Here is a 19,270-nt window from a genome sequence, read left to right on the forward strand (position 1 = left end):
AATAATCGCAGCACATTAGTTTCATTGGTGTTAATATTGGTTAATGGGAAAGACAGTAATAGTCGGCAGTACGCCAAAACCTTACAAATACGCCTACCAGGCAGCACAAATGCTGGATGAGCGTAATTTCGATTTTATTCCTTTAGGCATTCAGGAGGGCGATGTGTTGGGAAGGGATATTCTGAACATGTATGAACGACCTGAGATAGAAGGGGTTGATACCATTACGCTTTATATCAATCCACAACGTCAAAAAGACTGGTACGACTACCTCATAGAACTACACCCTAAGCGCATAATTTTCAATCCCGGCACTGAGAATCAGGAACTTAAAAAACTGGCCGAAGAACAAGGAATTGAGTGTCTTGAAGCCTGTACATTAGTTATGCTTTCAGTGGGCGTTTACTAGCATTTTTTTGCTTATATTCGTGCTTTGTTTTGGGGCGCATTACACCCATCTTTTTTCAATCTATCTGTTTTGATTTCTGCGCCCTGTGAACTTTGTTAGAGAGATATATGAGCGAAGAACAATCAAACTCAAAAAAAGACTATTCAGCGGGTAATATTACGGTTTTAGAAGGATTAGAGGCTGTTAGAAAGCGTCCTGCTATGTACATTGGTGATGTTGGCGTTAAAGGACTTCACCACATGATCTGGGAGGTTGTAGACAACTCAATCGATGAAGCCCTCGCTGGTCACTGTGATCATATTCAGGTTACCATAGAAACTGATAACTCGATTGTGGTTGAGGATAACGGACGTGGTATCCCAACCGACATTCACCCTAAGGAAAAGAAATCGGCATTGGAGGTGGTAATGACTGTTCTCCACGCTGGTGGTAAATTCGATAAAGACACCTACAAGGTTTCCGGTGGTTTGCACGGTGTAGGGGTTTCCTGTGTGAATGCCCTTTCCCATAAACTGGAAGCCACGGTTCATAGAAAAGGTATTATCTATCAGCAGGAATACTCTAGAGGTGTTCCTCAGTATGATGTAAAGGAAATCGGTAAGACCGACAAGAATGGTACTATTGTACATTTCTATCCTGATCCTGAAATATTCACGATTACAGAATACAAATACGAAACTGTTGCTTCTCGTCTGAGAGAGCTGGCTTATCTGAATGCAGGAATCAAGATTGACCTGACCGATAAGCGCGATACCAATGACGATGGAACTCTGAAGGGAGAGACCTTCTTCTCTGAGGGTGGTCTGTTGGAGTTTGTTGAATACCTCGATAGCTCTAGAGAAACACTGATCGAAACGCCTATCTATATTGAAGGTGAAAAGAATGATGTGCCCGTTCAGGTAGCCATGAGCTACAATACTTCTTATGCCGAACATGTGGTGAGTTATGTCAATAACATTAACACCATTGAAGGAGGTACGCACGTTTCCGGCTTTAGAAGAGCACTTACCAGAACCCTGAAAGCCTATGCCGACAGATCTGGTCTTTTGGATAAGGTAAAGGTAGAAATCAGTGGTGATGACTTCCGTGAAGGACTCACCGCAGTAATCTCAGTGAAAGTAGCCGAACCTCAGTTCGAAGGTCAGACCAAGACCAAACTGGGTAACTCAGATGTAGCCGGTGCTGTAGAGTCAGCAGTAGGTGATGTGCTGAATACCTACCTGGAGGAGCATCCGAAAAGTGCCAGACAAATTGTAGCCAAAGTAGTATTGGCCGCTCAGGCTCGTCATGCCGCCCGAAAAGCGCGTGAGATGGTACAGCGTAAAAATGTCATGTCAGGTTCAGGTCTGCCTGGTAAACTGGCCGACTGTGCCTCCAAAGATGCTTCTATCAGTGAGCTTTATCTGGTAGAGGGAGATTCTGCGGGTGGATCGGCCAAGCAGGGTAGAGATCGTCACTTCCAGGCTATTCTTCCACTCAGAGGTAAAATCCTGAATGTGGAGAAAGCACAGGAGCATAAGATCTATGACAACGATGAGATCAAGAACATCATTACCGCCCTCGGGGTAAGCTTCGGAACAGAAGATGATGAGAAGGCTCTTAACATGGAGAAATTGCGTTATCATAAAATCGTGATCATGACGGATGCCGATATTGATGGTAGCCACATCAGAACCCTGATTCTGACCTTCTTCTTCCGTTATATGCGTCCATTAATCGATGCCGGATACCTTTACATTGCCTTGCCACCACTTTACTTACTGAAGAGAGGTAAAGACCAACGCTATTGCTGGGACGAGCAGCAAAGAGCTCAGCTAACCATGGAAATGGCTAAGGATGGAAAGGAAGACTCAGTATCGATACAGCGATACAAAGGTCTTGGAGAGATGAACCCGGAGCAATTATGGGAAACTACTATGAATCCTGAATCGCGAAGCTTGAAACTGGTAACTATTGAATCAGCTGCTGAAGCTGACCACCTGTTCTCTATGTTGATGGGTGATGAAGTGGCACCGAGAAGAGAGTTCATCGAGAAGAATGCGAAATACGCCAAAGTAGATATTTAATCTACTCTTGAACTATAACTACTAAAACTAAACCACCTGCTAACCTCAGGTGGTTTTTTTATGCCTTAAGATACTGGTGTGTGGGCGTTAGCATGGGTCTCTTTTTTATCCGGCCTGTTGAGGTACTAACCTTACTCATTGATATTCAATCGTTTTCAGGGTTTTTTAAAATAATCTGAACCTATCTGCCGGCAAGGTGTTTTATTAGTGTTATGAGCTACGCAGAAAAGAATACGAATCCAAAAGATAGTATCTTGTCTCACCCCACGGGCCTGATTCTGGCCAAATGCTCCTTTAAAAGCTAAGATATTTCAGATATGATTTTCACCGAAGCCGGGATGCTTACATCTCGGAGTGAAGTCTATTGTCATGCAATCAATTCATTATAATCAAAAATAAATCATGAAAGTACTCGTCATTGGGGCCGGTAACATGGGCCTCACGTATGCCAGATCTATTGCCAAATCTGGTTATCTCAAAAAAGAAGACCTGATGGTCTACGACAAGTCCTCTGAGTTAAGAGAGACTTTACAGAAAGCCAGTGATAATTTCGAAGTGACTGATTCTCTTGAGGAATCACTGCCCATTTCCGACATCATTTTCCTTGCCGTTAAGCCTTATCACAACGATGGTTTAATGGAAGAAATGATTGATATGATGGACAATCAGAAACTGGTGATTTCCATTATGGCAGGTGTAACCATAGAAACTATTCAGAAAGGCCTTGGTATTAAAAAGGTAGTGAGAGCTATGCCTAACCTTCCGGCACAGGTTGGTAAAGGGATGACATCATACCTGGCAGCTCCGGAAATCTCACGCATTGAGTTGTGGATGGTTGAAGACCTGTTGAACTCTACGGGTAAATCCGTAAGAGTAGACTCTCAGATGTTTATCGATGCCTCTACAGGTATTTCCGGTAGTGGTCCTGCCTATGTATTCTATTTCATGGAATCTATGATGGAGGCAGCCAAAAGTATGGGCTTCTCCGACAATGATTCAAAGGTTCTGGTTAGTGCCACGTTCGAAGGAGCGATTGAGCTCTTCAACAAAAACAAATTATCGCCTGACGGCTGGATGAAGCGTGTAGCCTCCAAAGGAGGAACTACGCAAGCCGCATTGGATTCTCTGGAAGACAACAATGTAAAGGATCTCATCCATGATGCTGCCTACGCAGCCTTCAACCGCGCGGTTGAATTAGGTAAACCTGAAGAAGAACAAGAAGAAGTACTAGAAAAATAAGTTTTGGTAAAGTCTAACAAGAAAAGAGTCGTCATTAAAGTGGGTACTAATGTACTCACCAACAAGGATAACAGAATTGTAAGACCCATTATTCACGAGATCGTGAGACAGATTGCTGAGCTCTATGAGCAGGATATTCTGTCAGTCCTGATTTCGTCTGGCTCCGCCATTGCCGGTAAGGAAGTGTTGGGAAGCTGCGAAATTCAGGAAGAAGCGATCAGAAGACAGGTATTCTCATCGGTGGGGCAACCTCGTATGATGAGAAGTTATTACGAAATATTTCATGATTACGGAATGAAATGTGCCCAGGTGCTGGCCACCAAGCGTGATTTCAATCCGGGAGTATGGCGTGAAAACATGATCAATTGCTATGAAGGTCTGTTGTCGGAAGGCATTATTCCCATAGCCAATGAAGATGATGCCACTTCAGTGTCGCACTCCATGTTTACTGATAATGATGAATTGGCAAGCCTCATTGCCCAGCTGATTAATGCTGATATGTTGATCATTCTGACCGATACGAATGGTCTTTATAATGGTCACCCTGACGATGACAATACGCACATCATTCGGGAAGTAGGAGTAGAAGATAATCTGGATCACTATATCCGGGAGAGTGGAAAAGGTGAAGGAGAAGGTCGTGGTGGTATGAAGTCCAAGCTGAAGATAGCTCAGGGAACTGCTGCGAAGGATATAACCACTTTTATCGCTAATGGTAAGCGAGAAAGAGTGATTCTGGATATTGTGGAAGGTAAAACTGTTGGAACAAAGTTTACATCATAAATAATGGAAAATGAATTTGTTAACTACTGATATAAAAAATAAGGTTTTAGATAATGTAATGCAGCTGCTCGATGAGCGCAGGGCTGAAATCCTCAAGGCCAACCAGAAGGATCTGGATGCCTTTACTAAGGATGATAAGGCCATGTATGATCGCTTGGTGGTGAATGATAAAAAGGTAGATGGAATGATCCAGGCCGTTCGAGAAGTACAGCAGAAGGATGACCCTGTTGGCAAGGTCATTTCTGAGGTTGACCGAAATGATGGTCTGAGAATTATCAATAAGACTGCACCCTTTGGGACCATTATGATCATTTATGAGTCTCGACCAGATGTTACTGTTGAGGCAGCTGTGCTGGCTTTTAAGGCCAACAATAAGATTCTCCTCAAAGGAGGAAAAGAGGCCATACATTCTAATGAGGCCCTTGTAGATATCTGGCATGAAGCCTTGCGCATGAATGGGCTGTCGGAAGATTATGTGAAGTTGTTGAAGCTGAAGAGAGAAGAAACTCAGGCCTTCCTGAAGAACCCCACCGAACCAATTGACCTGATTGTACCTCGAGGCGGTGAGCGCCTGATTCAGTTTGTGAAAGAGCATTCAAGTTGTCCGGTACTGGTTTCAGGCCGAGGTAACAACTTTATCTATGTAGACCATACCGCAGATTGGGAGCAGAGCATAAAGGTCATTTTGAATGCTAAAACTGATAAGATTTCAGCCTGTAATGCTCTGGATAAAATTCTACTGGACAAGCGAATTCCTGATCTGGACAAGAAACTCGTCCATTTACAGAAGGCCCTTCACGAGTTTGAAGTGGAATTGTTGGTAGACCAGCAGGTGAAGGAAATACTCAATAATGAAGCCGTTATTGAGAATGAAGATACTTGGTACGAAGAGTTTTTGGCACTCAAGGCATGCGTAGCTCTAGTGAGTGACGAAATGGAGGCCATCGAGAAGATCAACAAATATTCCGGTGGTCACTCTTCTGCCATAATGACTACAGACCAGCGTAAAGCAGAAACCTTTATGGAGCAGGTCGATAGTGGTGCAGTGTATCATAATGCTTCGACCCGTTTCACTGACGGTGGACAAATGGGAGTGGGAGCAGAGTTAGCCATTAGTACGGACAAACTGCACCATAGAGGTCCATTAGGTTTGGAACAACTGGTTACCAATAAATACTATGTCTATGGCCAGGGCCATGTAAGAGTATAGTCAACCCCCAATAAAAAGAGGCTGTTTTAGTACGCACATTCCAGTTCATTGACCTGGATTTAACCATCGCGAGACCCTGAAATTAATTCAGGGTGACGTAAAGGTTAGAGTGTTTCTAAAACAGCCTCTTGGTTTTTATACAACTATCACCAACCAGTTCTGTATTCTCTCTTCACGAATTGGTTAGCCTCATCGAAGTTCGTAATCTTCATGTTAGGGCCATCCCATAACAGTTTGATATAGCGACCAGGATAAGTGGTTCTGTTGCCTTGTTTCTTCTGGATATCGAAGCTTCTTAAAGCAAGATTACCCATTAAGATACTTTCAGTCAAAGGACCTGCGATATCGAAATCAGAGCTACATTCTTTCTGCTTGTATCCTGCCATGGCAGCATTAACCCACTGAACGTAGTGTCCTTCCGGCACACGAGGAATGCTTTCTTTCACATTGAGCGCTTCATTCAACTCCAATGGAACCAGTCTCGGGTTCATACCATATGTGCCACACATCATTGTGCCTCTGGTACCTTTAATGATGACTCCGTTTCCGCCATCACCCATTTGCTCATTAGCACCTAATTCCTCTGGTCTTGGCGGCTGAATACCACCATCCATCCAGTGAAGTTTAAGAGCTGGCTCATCGCCACGCTCAGGGAAGTCAAGGGTAATGTGTGAAGAAGGAGGGCAGCTTTCAGGGAAATAACCTCTTCTGAATTCTCCTACATATACTGAACCTACTGAAGCTTCAACACCTGTCGGATAGCCCAGTTTCAGAGTTTTAAAGGCAGGCTCAATAATGTGACAGGCCATATCGCCCAGTGCACCAGTACCATAATCCCACCAGCCTCTCCAGTTAAATGGAACGAGGTTATCTATGTAATCTTTCTTAGGAGCAGTTCCTAACCAAAGATCCCAATCAAGCTCTTTAGGTATTTCCGCTTTGCGTTCTTCCGGCCAGGCAATCCCCTGAGGCCATACAGGTCTGTCAGTCCAGCACCAAACTTCAGTGGCATCACCAATGAGTCCGGCCTGATACCATTCCTGCATTTGTCTTACGCCATCACCTGATGCACCCTGATTACCCATTTGGGTTACTACTTTGTATTTATGGGCAGCTTCGGTTAATTGACGAGCTTCGGCAATATCATGAGTAAGTGGTTTTTGCACATATACGTGCTTATTTCTTTCCATGGCCGCCATGGTTTGAATGGCGTGCATGTGATCCGGGGTAGAAATGGTAACACCATCAATACCGGTTTCTTTGTCCAGCATTTCACGATAATCCTTGTAATACTTGGCATCAGCGAAAGTCTTCACCGCATTGGCGGCTCTTCTGTCATCTACATCACAGAGAGAAATCACTTTAACAGCAGGACTTTTTGCACACTCAGTAAGGTCAGAATAACCTTTACCGCCAACACCTATACCAGCCAGGTAAAAAGTATCGGAAGGTGCCCGAAAGCCTTTGCCCAGTACGTGACGGGGTACAATGGTAAATGCCGCAGTACCTAAACCAAGGGTCTTGATGAAGTTTCTACGGGAGGAGGAGTTTTGTTTAGATTTTTCCATAGTTTCAAAAATATGAGCCAGCGCGCTCTTCATACAATTGTTGATCATGGCAAGTACCATGAACGAATCTTTCAGCGTCTGTTGCGTTTCGTTTTTGGTTAGAACCTGAAAAATTCAATTGATAAATTAAACATAAAAGCCATAACCGGAAATGCTTTTTTTATATCGGGGTAGAAAAGTCTGGTAATGGCCAGGCTTGTATCGATCAAACCTTGTTCTGATGGCCATATATTCCTCCTGATCCTGATCCTGAGTTAATGATTGTGAAATGCGATATACTTTGATTGCAATTAAGTTACTTCGATAATCATTATTAAAAGCTGGGTCAAATGCATGAATTACTCTTTGATTTTATTTCGAAGTACATCACCCTGAATGAGGATGAAAAGGAGGCTATTAAGTCACTCGATATTTTCCGCGTGGTGAAGAAAGGAACGGTTTTACTGAAAGAAGGAGAGGTTTCCAGAGAGGGGTATTTTGTACTCAAAGGTTGTCTCAGAACCTATTATGTCATTGGGGGTGAAGAGAAAAATACCGGGTTTTATACTGAAATGGAAGGAATTACCCCTCAGTGTGTGAGAACCAACGAGCCTTCGGAATACTATGTCTCAAGCATGGAAGATTCAATCATATCCGTTTCAACTCCTGAAATGGAAGTTGAGGTATTTGAGAAGTTTCCCCGCTTCGAATCCCTTTGCAGGATATTATCAGAAGAGTTATTAGCCAAAGAGCAGTTGAACTTTGACATTTTCAGAACTCAATCACCAGAGCAACGCTACCTGAGCTTGACGAAAAACAGGCCTGATCTAATCCAGCGAATTCCACAGAGACATCTGGCCAGTTATCTGGGCATTACTCCTGAATCCCTGAGTAGGCTCAGAGCGAGGATTCAAAAAAAAGAGTAAGTCTTAAAAGAAATTAACTTAAGTCAACGTCAGTTTGAGTTTTTGCCTGATACTTTCGCGTTGGTCAAAAACTCAAAATAGTGTTGAAAAGAATAGTGTTTGCAATAGCCATTGTGGTGATGGCTTTTCCTGAATTAAATGCTCAATACAGTAAGGATGAAGACTATAAAAAGTACTTCGCAGGAAGCACGTTTTTCCTGCTGGGTAACTTGTCTTCTACGAATAAGCCAGACTTTGTTCAGGTGAATTTCGGCTACAGACTGAGTCACAGAGATGCTATCTCTCTCGAGCTGAAAACCTGGAAGTATGCCTGGTCACTGGGAATTCCATATGGGGATTCTTTTGAAGACCCAGCCGAGAAATTTCCCGGGTATATCAGAGAATATGGGTTTGCCTTGGCATACCAGCGGTTTTGGTGGAAGGGGCTTTACACGGGAGTTCATGTCATGAGTGCGTGGCAGTCGTTTTTTGATGAAAGTAATAACCGAGTTGACAAGGGTTTTCAATTCTTCAATACTTATAGAATAGGTTATCACTTCAAGCTTTTTGATGATCAATTCTTTATTGAGCCATCCATTGCGATAACTCATCGCCCTTATCATACAGAGATGCCTGCTGGCTTTAAAGAGAAAGATGATCAGTGGCCAAAGCACTTTATTGGTGAGCCAGGCCTTCATTTTGGCTTTAACTTTTAGCATTTATACTGTGGCACCTTGAGGTTTAACGGTAAATCAGATCATTGAGAGCGATAACAGGAGTGAAACAAATTCAATCAATACTTGCCAAATGACAAGATGAGTGTCTTAGATTTAGTTGATGTTTGTGGATTAGTAAGGCGATATAGCATAGACATAGATCATGAAAATAGCAGTAGTACAATTGAAATCCCAAAAGGGAGATGTTGAAAGGAATATCGAGCATCATGCCCGTATGATTCAACTGGCTGCCGGTTTTCAAACCGACTTGATAGTCTTTCCTGAATTATCAATCACCAATTATGAACCTACCTTAGCTCAAGAGCTGGCGAAAACGGCTAAGGACGAAATCTTTCAACCGCTTCAGGCCTTAGCTGATGCCAATGATATGTTTATTGGTGTAGGCTGTCCACTCAGGTCCGGTGGAATGGAATCGACAATAGGGATGATTATTTTCCAACCGGGAGCGGAGCCGATCACCTATTCCAAAAGACTTCTTCATGACGATGAAGTTCCCTTTTTTATTCCGGGCAAGGGTGAGCCACATTTTAAAATAAAGGGAAAAAGAATCACGCTGGGAATATGTTATGAAACCTTGCAAAAGGAGCATTTCGATATGGCCAGACAAAATCAGTCAGAGCTTTTTATTGCCAGTGTGGCCAAGCCTGATAGAGGAGTAAGGAATGCCTTTGTCAATTTTACCATTATGGCCAAATCAATGGGCATGCCCATACTCATGTCGAATAGTATTGGGCCCAGTGATGATTTTATAAGTGATGGTCAAAGTGCCATCTGGAATAAAAACGGTGAATTGATAGCCAAACTAGACCAGACGAGTGAGGGCTTATTGATTTATGATTCCGAAAATAATACAGTTGATACTCATGTCATGCAGGACGTGGAATGAGTCTCTGGTCAAAACAAAAACACTTAAAACAACAACATGACAAGGTTAATCAGGTCCCTGATGCCTTTGAGCATTTTATTGCTCTCTGGCTGTGGTGAAGATTCTCAAAGTGAGGCTTTGAAGGACATTATGTATGAGGTGAATTATTTCGAGTATACTCCGGATACCGGTAATAATTCATCAAGACTCCGATATTCAATCAAATTTACAAACCCCAATGATACAGATGTCCAGGGGTTTTATCAGATTAAGACCAATGCCGATGGACTCATCATCACAAAGGGTTCATCTAATAATTCTCCCTGTTATATGATTGCAGCGAACTCTGACTGTACCTATGAATTTGATGAGGAAGATTCTCATGACCTCGGTCGGGTCAATTCCATAGAATTAGTGTCAGTAGAGTATAGCATAGAGACTAAATGATTGAATAGTCTCTTTTCGCTTACAGCTGGTTCTATTTATGGCGCTTATTTTTCAGGAGAGACGGTGTGGCAAAAGTGGATGACATGATACTGGTTGATTTTTGTTAACCTGCTGCCATCCGCATCAATTTATGCCGACTCTTTAACAAATGGGCTTTTTTGGAATGAGAATTCCGTTATCTTGAAAATGATTGTATGAAAACGCGCTGCATACTTTTCTTTTTAGTGTGCTTATCAATAAACACGCTCAGGGCTCAGTCTGTGCTAGACCGTTCTATGGACGGTACCGAAAATGGTAAGAGTCTGACAAGCTTCCTTTCCAGCCTTGAGGAGGATTCTCAAGCCCGTTTTTTCTATTTATCGGAATGGATTCAACATGTACGGATTCAGAAAAGCTATGCCGGTAGTTCATTAAGAGAGATGTTTTCTGACCTTTTTCAGGGAACCGATATAGATTTTGTAGCCATGTACCCGCAGGTAGTGGTGATCATAAAGGATCCTACTAAAGATATTCAAAGGAGAGAGGCATTGGTTTCTGCTCTGATGCAGGGTAAGAAGATTGAAACCATACAAGTGGGAGAAGAAGGTGATAGTTCGCCTGATGAAGAACTGCTCATCAACGGAGATGTGCTGGATTGGACCACAGGAGAGCCATTGCCCTATGCTACGATATCTGTCAATGATTCTCTGTTCAACCTGGCATCGAATGAAAACGGAAAGTTCGTCCTTCGTTTGAATCCGGGTACCTATGTACTGAATCTGAGCTTTCTGGGCTACGATCAAAAAGTCATCGATTTGACTGTATACGATAGTGGTCAGATTTTCATTGAACTGGAGAAAGAGTCAACGGAATTAGCTGAAGTGGTTGTTCAGGCAGAACGAACCCAGGATTTAACCAAGAGTAAGATTGGCAGAACAATCCTCAGTGTAAGGGATTTAAAACTGGCTCCGGCCTTTTTAGGAGAAGTCGACCTGGTGAAGCAGGTACAGACTTTACCAGGAGTTACTTCCGTAGGGGAAGCCGCTACAGGCTTCAATGTAAGGGGTGGAAGTGTAGATCAGAACCTGATTCTTTATGACGGCATGCCTGTATTCAATAGTTCCCACGTTTTCGGTTTCCTTACCACATTCAACCCGGAAGCAGTGAATGATGTGTCCTTTTATAAAGGAGGTATTCCTTCAGAGTATGGCGGGCGTATTTCATCCGTACTCGATATCAAATCGAAGGACGGAGATATGGAAAAGTGGAAGGCCAATCTTGGTTTGGGTATGATTACCAGCAATGCCATGATCAATGGGCCCATTAAGGAAGGAAAAACCTCTTTGGCGGCTTCAGTTCGGTCCACTTACTCCAATTGGTTGATCAATGCCATCAGGACAGATTATGCGGATTTAAGTGAAAGTAAAGTCAATTTCTACGATGCCACACTTAAGCTGACACATCTCATCAGCGAAGACACCAAGCTTTCATTTACAGGATATTCAAGTAAAGATGCCTTTAGTCTGGAAGGTGATACTACTTATCGCTGGCACAATGTACAGACCAGTTTAAGGTTAGACCATCAGTTTTCGCCTGATTTTGGTGCAGACTTCGTCTTGGGTAGAAGCTCCTATGGCTATGATGTGGAGAATGAAGATCCGCGACAGGCATCAGAACTGTCTTATAGAATTGCCATCACAGCTCTTAAAAGCGGCTTTCATTTAGATAGAGGCCAACACCAGCTGGACTTCGGATGGCAGCTCTCACATTACCTGTTTAAGCCCGGGCGTCTCAGGCCAACCAGTGCCAGTTCCAATGCGGCTACTATCAATATCGACAATCAATACTCTATAGAAAATGCATTTTACATTCAGGATGAATGGGAGGTAAGTGATGAATTAACACTTGAAGCCGGGTTAAGACTCCCTATGTTCTTCTCTTTCGGTCCGGCCGATGTATTCACCTACCAGGAAGGGAGTATCAAACAGATTTCAACGATTACAGATACACTTCAATACAATGGCGGTGAACTGATTAAATCATATTTTGGCTTGGAACCGAGGCTTTCGCTGAACTGGACCTTTGCCCCCGAAACCTCTCTGAAGTTTGGTTATAACCGCATTTACCAATTCTTGCACCTGGTTACCAATACCACGGCTGTTACCCCGGTAGACATCTGGCAGCCCAGCGGTTATTATTTTGAACCGCAAAGAGCAGATCAGGTATCGGTTGGTCTTTTTAAGGACTTTAAAAATAAGTCATACGGCTTCTCAACAGAAGTATTTTATAAGTACATAGATAACCTCATAGACTTTAAGGATGGAGCTCAGCTCATCTTAAATACCCATTTGGAAACAGAGCTATTGCAAGGTGTTGGTGAATCTTATGGAGTGGAAACTTCCTTCTTTAAGAATACAGGTAAACTAACAGGAAGCCTGAGCTATACTTATTCCAGGGCCTTCAGACAAATTGCAGGACCCACCAGAATTGAGTCTATTAACCAGGGAGAGCGATATCCTGCGAGTTTCGATCAGCCACATATTGTTAACCTGGGCTGGAAACTCGAATTAACCAGCAGGCATTTCCTCACAGGAAACTTCACCTATCACACGGGTAGACCTGTCACCATACCGTTGGCCGTATTTGGTTATGATAACAATGCTGTAGCTTATTTTTCAGGAAGAAATCAATACAGAATCCCTGATTATCACCGTCTCGACCTTGCCTTGGTGATTGAAGGAAATCATAATAAAAGAAAGAAAGGAAAAGGCACCTGGATCTTCTCGATATATAATGTTTATGCTCGGAATAACCCATATACTATCTTCTTTAGAAGCTCTAATGCAGGGGTGCCGGAGCCTTATCAGTTGTCCATAGTGGGTACTATTTTCCCATCCATCAGTTATAACCTCAAGTTCGAATGACGCGGAAGATTACATATCGATTCATTTGGCTGATGAGCCTGATGGCCATGATCGGCTGTGTGGAACCCATTGAGTTCGATGTTCCGCCTGCTGAGTCTCTGATTATTATCGAGGGTTATATCAGCAATGAAGATGCGGCTTATACAGTATCAATCAGCCGTGCCATTCCTATTAGTGCCGATAGTCTGGAAAGACCTCCGGTAGAAAATGCCAGGGTCAGGCTGTATGATGACCTCAATAATATCGAAGATTTTAGTGAAACCTCACCGGGTATTTATGAGACAGGAGGAGCCATTCAGGGAGAGGTAGGGCGTTCTTACTATATCAGGATAGAACTGGAAGACGGTTCAGTATTCGAATCCGAACCTGAGCTAATGAAGCCGGTAGGTAATGTAGAAGAGATCCGCTATGAGTTCGAGGCGAGGACAGAAGAAGAGTTTTTTGGAGACGTCAATCAAGACGTATTCAATGTTTACATCGATTCAGATGCAGGTCCCGGAATAGGCAACTACGTACGCTGGCGCTATAATGGAGTATTCCGCATAGTCACTGATCCCAAGTTGAAAGTAGAACGTGTTCCCTGGTCGAACTTACCAAGGCCCATTCCGCCATCATGTAGTGGAGTGAGAATTGCCGGCCATCCCAGTGGAAGTGGATATATACTGTTGCAGGAGAGGCCCTGTACTTGTTGTGAATGCTGGGTGTCTCAACCTGAAGCAGCACCACAACTCTCTGATGATCTGTTGATTGCAGATAGTCAGTTCAATAATATTAAAGTAGGAGAAGTACCCATTAGCAACATCACCTTCTTCGACAAATACCTGATTGAAGTAGAGCAAATGAGTATGACACAAACAGCTTATGAGTTCTTCAAGTTGATCAGAATTCAAAAGACTGAAGCCTCTAATATCTTCCAACCACCTTCCGGGGAATTGATAGGAAATATCAAGGCACTCAATTCAGAAGACAGAGTCGTTGGTCTTTTCTGGGCCACCGCTATTAGTAAGCAAACGGCCTTCATCCAAAGAAGTGATGTGCCATATCCTTTGACCGATACAGAGACCATACCCGAATCGTGTCTTGTCTACTTCGATAATGCCACCACCACAAAACCCGATGCATGGTAAAGAAGCGGTTTTTGATATTGAGCATGGTACTAATGGCTTGTATTGAACCGGCAGAGTTTGATGTGCCTCCCGCTGAGTCGCTAATCATCATTGAAGGCATGATCAGTGATCAGGAAGGGCCATATACGGTTAAAATCAATCGGGCATTGCCATTGTTGACTGAAGAACTGGATTACCCGGTTGTGACGGGTGCATCAATTCGATTACACGATGACCAGGGAAATATAGAAGACTTTGAAGAAGTAAGCCCGGGAGTTTATCAGACTGGAGGAGCGATGCGGGGAGTGGTAGGTCGGTCATACCATATTACCGTGAATACAGCAGATGGTGAGCAATTTGAATCAGTGCCTGAGCAAATAAAGCCTGTGGGGCAGGTAACCGACATACGCTTCGAATACGAACGAGAACGAGAGGACGATTTTTTTGGTGAGGTGAATAAGGATTACTTCAATGTTTATGTAGACGCCACAGAAGGCCCCAATGCAGAAAATTATGTGCGTTGGAGGATGACCGGAACCTATAAGATTGAGACACAGCCCCAGTTAAGAGAAGTGCTCGTTCATCCCGGAGCAGTTCCATTAAAAGACCCAAGACCATGCAGCGGCTATACAACAGCTCCCAACCCATTTGGCCGGGGAACTATCATAGTTAAGATTGGTGATTGCACTTGTTGTGTTTGCTATGTAAATGATTTCGAAAAATCTCCAACAATCTCTGACAACCTGTTAGCATCTAATGGTGCTTTCAGTCAGGTGAAAGTAGGTACAGTGTCTATCAATAGTGCTACCTTCTATGAGAAGTACATGGTAACGGTGGAACAGATGAGCATGAGCAGAATAGCTTTTGACTTCCAGAATCTGATCAGGATTCAGAAGGAGGAAGCCAGTAATATATTTCAGCCGGCCTCCGGTGAATTAATAGGCAATATCAAGTCGGAGAATAGTAGTGACAGGGTAATCGGTCTTTTTTGGGCAACTTCTATCACTGAGAAAGTAGACTTTATTGAAAGGAGTGATGTGCCTTATCCAATACCTCCTTTTCCCGGAGCAGAGGAGTCCTGTCTGCTCGAGTTTGAGAATTCAACAATTACAAAGCCCGAAGCATGGTAAATAGAAGTCAAATATGGGTTCTTATTCCTTTCCTATTGCTGGGACACTGGCTGCAGGCACAGACTCCTGCCGAGCAGTTTGTTGATGCTATGGAGCAGTACAGAAATGAATGGCCTCAACAGCAACTCCATGTTACTTTCAATCAGCCACAATTTGCGGCAGGTGATACTATCTTTTATCAACTCTATCTGACTGGTCCGGGACATAACCTATGGAAGGGTGCCCAGATTGTAGAAGTTAACCTGATTGATCAGCACGGGGAAATCATCAAGAGTGCCAAAGTCAAGACGGACAATGGTTTAGGAAATAATCAATTGGTACTACCCGATGAGCTTGAACCTGGTTATTACCGTTTTACGGCCTTTACAAACTGGATGCGCAATTTTGAGACGGCTTATATGTTTGCCCAGACTTTAGAAGTTTTGGGTGAGTTTGATCTGAATCCTTCAGATCAGCCACTTCAATTCGGGGTGGAAGGAGGGAAAGTAGTTGAAGGAGTTCCTGCTAACATCACTGTCAAATATGCAGCGCAAGAAGAGTTGAAACTGATGGATAGTCAGGGGAATGAACTATCTACAACCGTAACAGATCAATATGGTTTTGCCAGAATCAGACTGGTTCCTGCCTCAGGGCTGTCTTATTTTGTTACAGATAGCGCAGGAGAGAGATATGCACTTCCACCGGTTCAGAACACCGGTTTTACAATCAACCTGAGTACACTCAATGAACAGTTTTACAGATTGAGAGTCCTGGGTAAATCAGCGGCAACTGAGCAACTGGCTCTCATCTTTAGTTCAGAGGGTAAAGCCTATTATCATCAGATGATTGACGCTTCTCAGCCCTTCCAGACGAATATCAACCGGAGCACATTAACTCCCGGTATTCACCATGTTTCCTTATTAAATACTGAGGGAGAGCTATTGGCATCAAGATCCTTTTATCATGCTCCTCAGGTTCAGACCAGTGTAACCATCAATCCAACGGATGTCAGTCCGAGAGGTCTGTTGGATATAAGTCTCCATATGGATCAGAGTGATCAGATTGAATACTCGGTCAGCCTATTGAACAGCGAAGCCTTTGGTAAAATGAGGCAGGCACATTTTACGGAACGCTTTTATTTGGGACAGCGAGCAGATTATTTGCCTGAAACCATTCCAGAAGAAGACAAGGGCTTAGTGATAGATCAGCTATTAACCTTATTCCCAGATCGGGTAGACTGGCAGAGTATCCTTTCACCTGACACGGATAAACCCTTATATGGACCCGCCAGCTTATTACAGTTGGCAGGAAAGGCCAGAATAGCCTCCTCGGGAGAATATTTACCTATAGGTTCCACGCTCATGGTCTATTTGCAAAAGGACCTCATGCGTTATGAAGTGTTCACAGGGCCGGAGGGAAGCTTCGTATTGAATCTGCTGGACGTGTATGGCGAAGATGAGGTGTTTGTCATGGCCCAAACACCTGAGGGTAATGAACTGACAGATATTGAAATAGAGTGGGTGGAACTTCCCTTACCGGATTTTGAACTGCCCCCGGCTGCAAAACAAACTACTGATGCCAGTACCTATGGTACATTTCATCAGAAGCAGTCAAAGATTGATAAGTCCTTTGAATTCTTTAATACCTCTGATAATCTTGATTCTATTGCGGATACGCAGCGTTCCACCGTACCCGAGGCTGGTATCTTTGATTTTGACAATGAAATCAATGTCGATGATTTCTACCTGTTTCCAACCATGACCCAATTTGTGACAGAGGTGGTCAGGCCATTAAGAATTGGACAGCAGAAGGGAAAGGCTATTGTCAGGATGAAATTCCTTGAACCTGATATTGCTACTGGTGATCCGCTTTACATTATCGATGGTATTGCCACTAAAAATACGGACCTCTTTCTGGCGCTTAATCCAAAAGATGTTCGAACCATTTCGGTCATTAAATACCCTAAGAAACTGTCACGCTTTGGGTTGATGGCCAGGAATGGACTCGTTGTGGTGAACACCAAACCGGGCAATGTCAGAGAACCTCTGAACCCTAACTTGAAGATTCTCGGGTTAAGCAAGCCTTTGCCGTTCAATAACCTTAACCAGGATTGGGCAGAAAAAGCCGAGACACCGGTTTTTAAATCGACTATTTACTGGAACCCGCAGTTCAACGGATCTGAAGAAACTTTTAGCATTACCAATTCTGATGATGCAGCTCCATTGTTCCTCCTGATTAGGGGAATTACCGGTAACCGTCCGTTTTCTCTGATGAAGCGTATTTCTTCGAAACAATGAGGTAAATAGACAACCATTATCGCCAGGTATTTTTACGTGATCTTCAATTTGTTTCTAATCTCTGATTTGATTTTAACTCGTTGAAAAATAGAAGGTTGAGCATAGCTTGTTGAATATGAAAACGACCAGGTCTGAAGAGCTGCTCTTTTTCTTTTGAAGGAAATAATCCTATATTCAGTTAGTTTTTAACCTTAACACATCAACCATGCACACACACAATACTCTGAAAAGAGTGTATCCTTACATTCTTATTTTATCACTCATTTTCGTCTATCAATCTTGTCAGCAAAGCAAGGCAAGACCCCACAAAGAAGAGAAGTTCAAAGCTGAAAGAGTGAACAATAACTTCCCTGACTTTGGTCGCATGTTAAGTCCTGCAGATTTTGTCAATCAATATCCAGGGGAAAAGGTGTTCAAGCTTAAGCAGGACTATCCATTGGTCATGCCAGACGAATCTAAAATTCCGGACTTCTTCAAAATTCCTTTTGATGATGATGAAAGCTGGATGGACTATATCAATGCCGTTCGTGATTATTGTTTCGAGGGAATGATTGATGTAGACTTTGTCGCTCAGGACAGTGAAGTCCGGGAGTGGTTCCATATGCCATGGATGCACTGGGGTCCGCAAGGCTCTGAGGGATTTCATGGCCTGGCCAAAGAGGCTGAGATTTCTCCATATCAGCTAACCCCTAATCAGAAAAATGCACACCAGACGTATGCTCTGGGCTTTTACAACGAATTTGCCGGTTATACTCTCGCTCAAATGTGGAAGGATGTTGACAATCCTGATCCTAATGCTACGCAAAAGCCTGAAGGTTTTCCGGTAGGTACCGTTATCTATAAACTCCTTTTCACCGATGCTGATGAGAATGAAGTAGACTATCTCGTCAATCCAATGACCTGGAAAGCCTATGTGACGCCAACCTGGAATGATGGTTTGGATACTGGAAGGGTCGTGAAAGATATGCACCTCATCCAAATGGATGTAATGATCCGTGATCCTCGTGCTGACAAGTATGGTACAGGCTGGGTCTTCGGTACATTCTGCTACAATGGCAAACTGAATAATGGTAAAACAGGCTCATTCAGAGCAGAGAACCTGGTGCCCGTAGGAATTCAATTCGGAAATGATGAGCAGGACACCACCAATTTTATCAATCCATACCCACCAACCGAAACCATTATCAATCCTAACCTGAAGGAGACGAAGATCAACCCCAACAAGGAAGAACTTCCTCCACAACACCTGGGCTGGGGTGGCCGACTGGATGGTCCTGTTGATTTGAATAATGCTTCATGTATGTCTTGTCACTCAACAGCTGAATACCCGCAAGCAGCCGCTTTGGTACCTGCTGAGGCCTTTGAAGGCATCAGAAATAAAGAGGGTAACCTGGTCAAACTAACCAATACTGAGGCAGCCGCCTTCAAGAAGTACTTTACCAATATACGCTGTGCTACACCTTACTCAGAAGGGACAACTTCATGTGACTTCTCCTTACAGGTTTCTCTGGCATTGGGCTATTTCACTGAGTGGAAAAACCAGAATGTGGAAGGCTACTGGTATAAGGAATATGAAAGAACACCTGTGCCAATGCACAGAAGTGGCGAAATAAAAGAATCAGTAGGTGAAGCCTTAAACAAATAATG

Annotated in this window: 15 protein-coding genes; 14 read left to right on the forward strand and 1 reads right to left on the reverse strand. The window is 43.4% G+C overall.

The features are described 5' to 3' along the window. The first annotated feature begins 43 nt into the window (after positions 1-43). From ACOOEY_RS20185 to ACOOEY_RS20205, 5 genes are all read left to right on the forward strand, one after another. Complete coding sequence (locus ACOOEY_RS20185) at positions 44-409, forward strand: CoA-binding protein (RefSeq protein ID WP_420386537.1); 366 nt, start codon at positions 44-46, stop codon at positions 407-409. 107 nt (positions 410-516) lie between these two features. Further along, the gene (gene gyrB, locus ACOOEY_RS20190; protein WP_420386538.1) at positions 517-2,475 is read left to right on the forward strand and encodes a DNA topoisomerase (ATP-hydrolyzing) subunit B; all 1,959 of its coding nucleotides are present in this window, start codon (positions 517-519) and stop codon (positions 2,473-2,475) included. Between the two features lie 402 nt (positions 2,476-2,877). Then, positions 2,878-3,714, forward strand: coding sequence for a pyrroline-5-carboxylate reductase (gene proC, locus ACOOEY_RS20195; protein WP_420386539.1), 837 nt, complete (start codon positions 2,878-2,880; stop codon positions 3,712-3,714). Positions 3,715-3,717: 3 nt separating this feature from the next. Then, positions 3,718-4,497 (forward strand): glutamate 5-kinase, encoded by a 780-nt coding sequence (gene proB, locus ACOOEY_RS20200; RefSeq protein WP_420386540.1) that lies wholly within the window; start codon positions 3,718-3,720, stop codon positions 4,495-4,497. Between the two features lie 10 nt (positions 4,498-4,507). Next, a complete protein-coding gene (locus tag ACOOEY_RS20205) occupies positions 4,508-5,707 on the forward strand; it encodes a glutamate-5-semialdehyde dehydrogenase (RefSeq protein ID WP_420386541.1) in 1,200 nt (399 codons plus the stop codon). Positions 5,708-5,853: 146 nt separating this feature from the next. Here ACOOEY_RS20205 and ACOOEY_RS20210 read toward each other — a convergent pair whose 3' ends face one another. Further along, complete coding sequence (locus ACOOEY_RS20210) at positions 5,854-7,275, reverse strand: Gfo/Idh/MocA family protein (protein WP_420386542.1); 1,422 nt, start codon at positions 7,273-7,275, stop codon at positions 5,854-5,856. A gap of 329 nt (positions 7,276-7,604) precedes the next feature. Between ACOOEY_RS20210 and ACOOEY_RS20215 the strand changes: the two genes are divergently transcribed. The 9 genes from ACOOEY_RS20215 (at position 7,605) to ACOOEY_RS20255 (ending at position 19,268) form a co-directional block, all read left to right on the forward strand. Further along, positions 7,605-8,180, forward strand: coding sequence for a Crp/Fnr family transcriptional regulator (locus ACOOEY_RS20215; RefSeq protein ID WP_420386543.1), 576 nt, complete (start codon positions 7,605-7,607; stop codon positions 8,178-8,180). Between the two features lie 80 nt (positions 8,181-8,260). Beyond that, entirely contained in the window at positions 8,261-8,875 is a 615-nt protein-coding gene (locus ACOOEY_RS20220) for a hypothetical protein (RefSeq protein WP_420386544.1), read from the forward strand. Positions 8,876-9,038: 163 nt separating this feature from the next. Further along, a complete protein-coding gene (locus ACOOEY_RS20225) occupies positions 9,039-9,782 on the forward strand; it encodes a carbon-nitrogen hydrolase family protein (protein WP_420386545.1) in 744 nt (247 codons plus the stop codon). Between the two features lie 36 nt (positions 9,783-9,818). Continuing rightward, positions 9,819-10,208: a hypothetical protein gene (locus tag ACOOEY_RS20230; protein ID WP_420386546.1), complete on the forward strand. Its 390-nt coding sequence runs from the start codon at positions 9,819-9,821 to the stop codon at positions 10,206-10,208. A 275-nt stretch (positions 10,209-10,483) separates the two neighbouring features. Continuing rightward, positions 10,484-13,111, forward strand: coding sequence for a TonB-dependent receptor (locus ACOOEY_RS20235; RefSeq protein ID WP_420386547.1), 2,628 nt, complete (start codon positions 10,484-10,486; stop codon positions 13,109-13,111). After that, on the forward strand, positions 13,108-14,238 hold the full coding sequence (locus ACOOEY_RS20240; RefSeq protein WP_420386548.1) for a DUF4249 domain-containing protein: 1,131 nt from the start codon (positions 13,108-13,110) through the stop codon (positions 14,236-14,238). Before ACOOEY_RS20235 ends, ACOOEY_RS20240 begins: the two co-directional genes overlap by 4 nt. Continuing rightward, positions 14,232-15,347 (forward strand): DUF4249 domain-containing protein, encoded by a 1,116-nt coding sequence (locus tag ACOOEY_RS20245; RefSeq protein WP_420386549.1) that lies wholly within the window; start codon positions 14,232-14,234, stop codon positions 15,345-15,347. Before ACOOEY_RS20240 ends, ACOOEY_RS20245 begins: the two co-directional genes overlap by 7 nt. Continuing rightward, complete coding sequence (locus ACOOEY_RS20250; RefSeq protein WP_420386550.1) at positions 15,341-17,623, forward strand: hypothetical protein; 2,283 nt, start codon at positions 15,341-15,343, stop codon at positions 17,621-17,623. Before ACOOEY_RS20245 ends, ACOOEY_RS20250 begins: the two co-directional genes overlap by 7 nt. Positions 17,624-17,828: 205 nt before the next feature. Continuing rightward, positions 17,829-19,268 carry a hypothetical protein gene (locus ACOOEY_RS20255; protein ID WP_420386551.1) on the forward strand — a complete coding sequence of 480 codons (1,440 nt, stop codon included), beginning with the start codon at positions 17,829-17,831 and terminating at the stop codon, positions 19,266-19,268. Positions 19,269-19,270 lie beyond the last annotated feature (2 nt).

It is taken from the genome of Roseivirga sp., from assembly GCF_965216855.1.
GTDB lineage: Bacteria > Bacteroidota > Bacteroidia > Cytophagales > Cyclobacteriaceae > Roseivirga.

Excerpts from the sequence above, each read along its gene's own strand:
- ACOOEY_RS20185 (WP_420386537.1), top strand. The coding sequence starts at position 44 with ATGGGAAAGACAGTAATAGTCGGCAGTACGCCAAAACCTTACAAATAC.
- gyrB (WP_420386538.1), top strand. The coding sequence starts at position 517 with ATGAGCGAAGAACAATCAAACTCAAAAAAAGACTATTCAGCGGGTAAT.
- proC (WP_420386539.1), top strand. The coding sequence starts at position 2,878 with ATGAAAGTACTCGTCATTGGGGCCGGTAACATGGGCCTCACGTATGCC.
- ACOOEY_RS20205 (WP_420386541.1), top strand. The coding sequence starts at position 4,508 with ATGAATTTGTTAACTACTGATATAAAAAATAAGGTTTTAGATAATGTA.
- ACOOEY_RS20210 (WP_420386542.1), bottom strand. The coding sequence starts at position 7,275 with ATGGAAAAATCTAAACAAAACTCCTCCTCCCGTAGAAACTTCATCAAG.
- ACOOEY_RS20215 (WP_420386543.1), top strand. The coding sequence starts at position 7,605 with ATGCATGAATTACTCTTTGATTTTATTTCGAAGTACATCACCCTGAAT.
- ACOOEY_RS20225 (WP_420386545.1), top strand. The coding sequence starts at position 9,039 with ATGAAAATAGCAGTAGTACAATTGAAATCCCAAAAGGGAGATGTTGAA.
- ACOOEY_RS20230 (WP_420386546.1), top strand. The coding sequence starts at position 9,819 with ATGACAAGGTTAATCAGGTCCCTGATGCCTTTGAGCATTTTATTGCTC.
- ACOOEY_RS20235 (WP_420386547.1), top strand. The coding sequence starts at position 10,484 with ATGGACGGTACCGAAAATGGTAAGAGTCTGACAAGCTTCCTTTCCAGC.
- ACOOEY_RS20240 (WP_420386548.1), top strand. The coding sequence starts at position 13,108 with ATGACGCGGAAGATTACATATCGATTCATTTGGCTGATGAGCCTGATG.
- ACOOEY_RS20245 (WP_420386549.1), top strand. The coding sequence starts at position 14,232 with ATGGTAAAGAAGCGGTTTTTGATATTGAGCATGGTACTAATGGCTTGT.
- ACOOEY_RS20250 (WP_420386550.1), top strand. The coding sequence starts at position 15,341 with ATGGTAAATAGAAGTCAAATATGGGTTCTTATTCCTTTCCTATTGCTG.
- ACOOEY_RS20255 (WP_420386551.1), top strand. The coding sequence starts at position 17,829 with ATGCACACACACAATACTCTGAAAAGAGTGTATCCTTACATTCTTATT.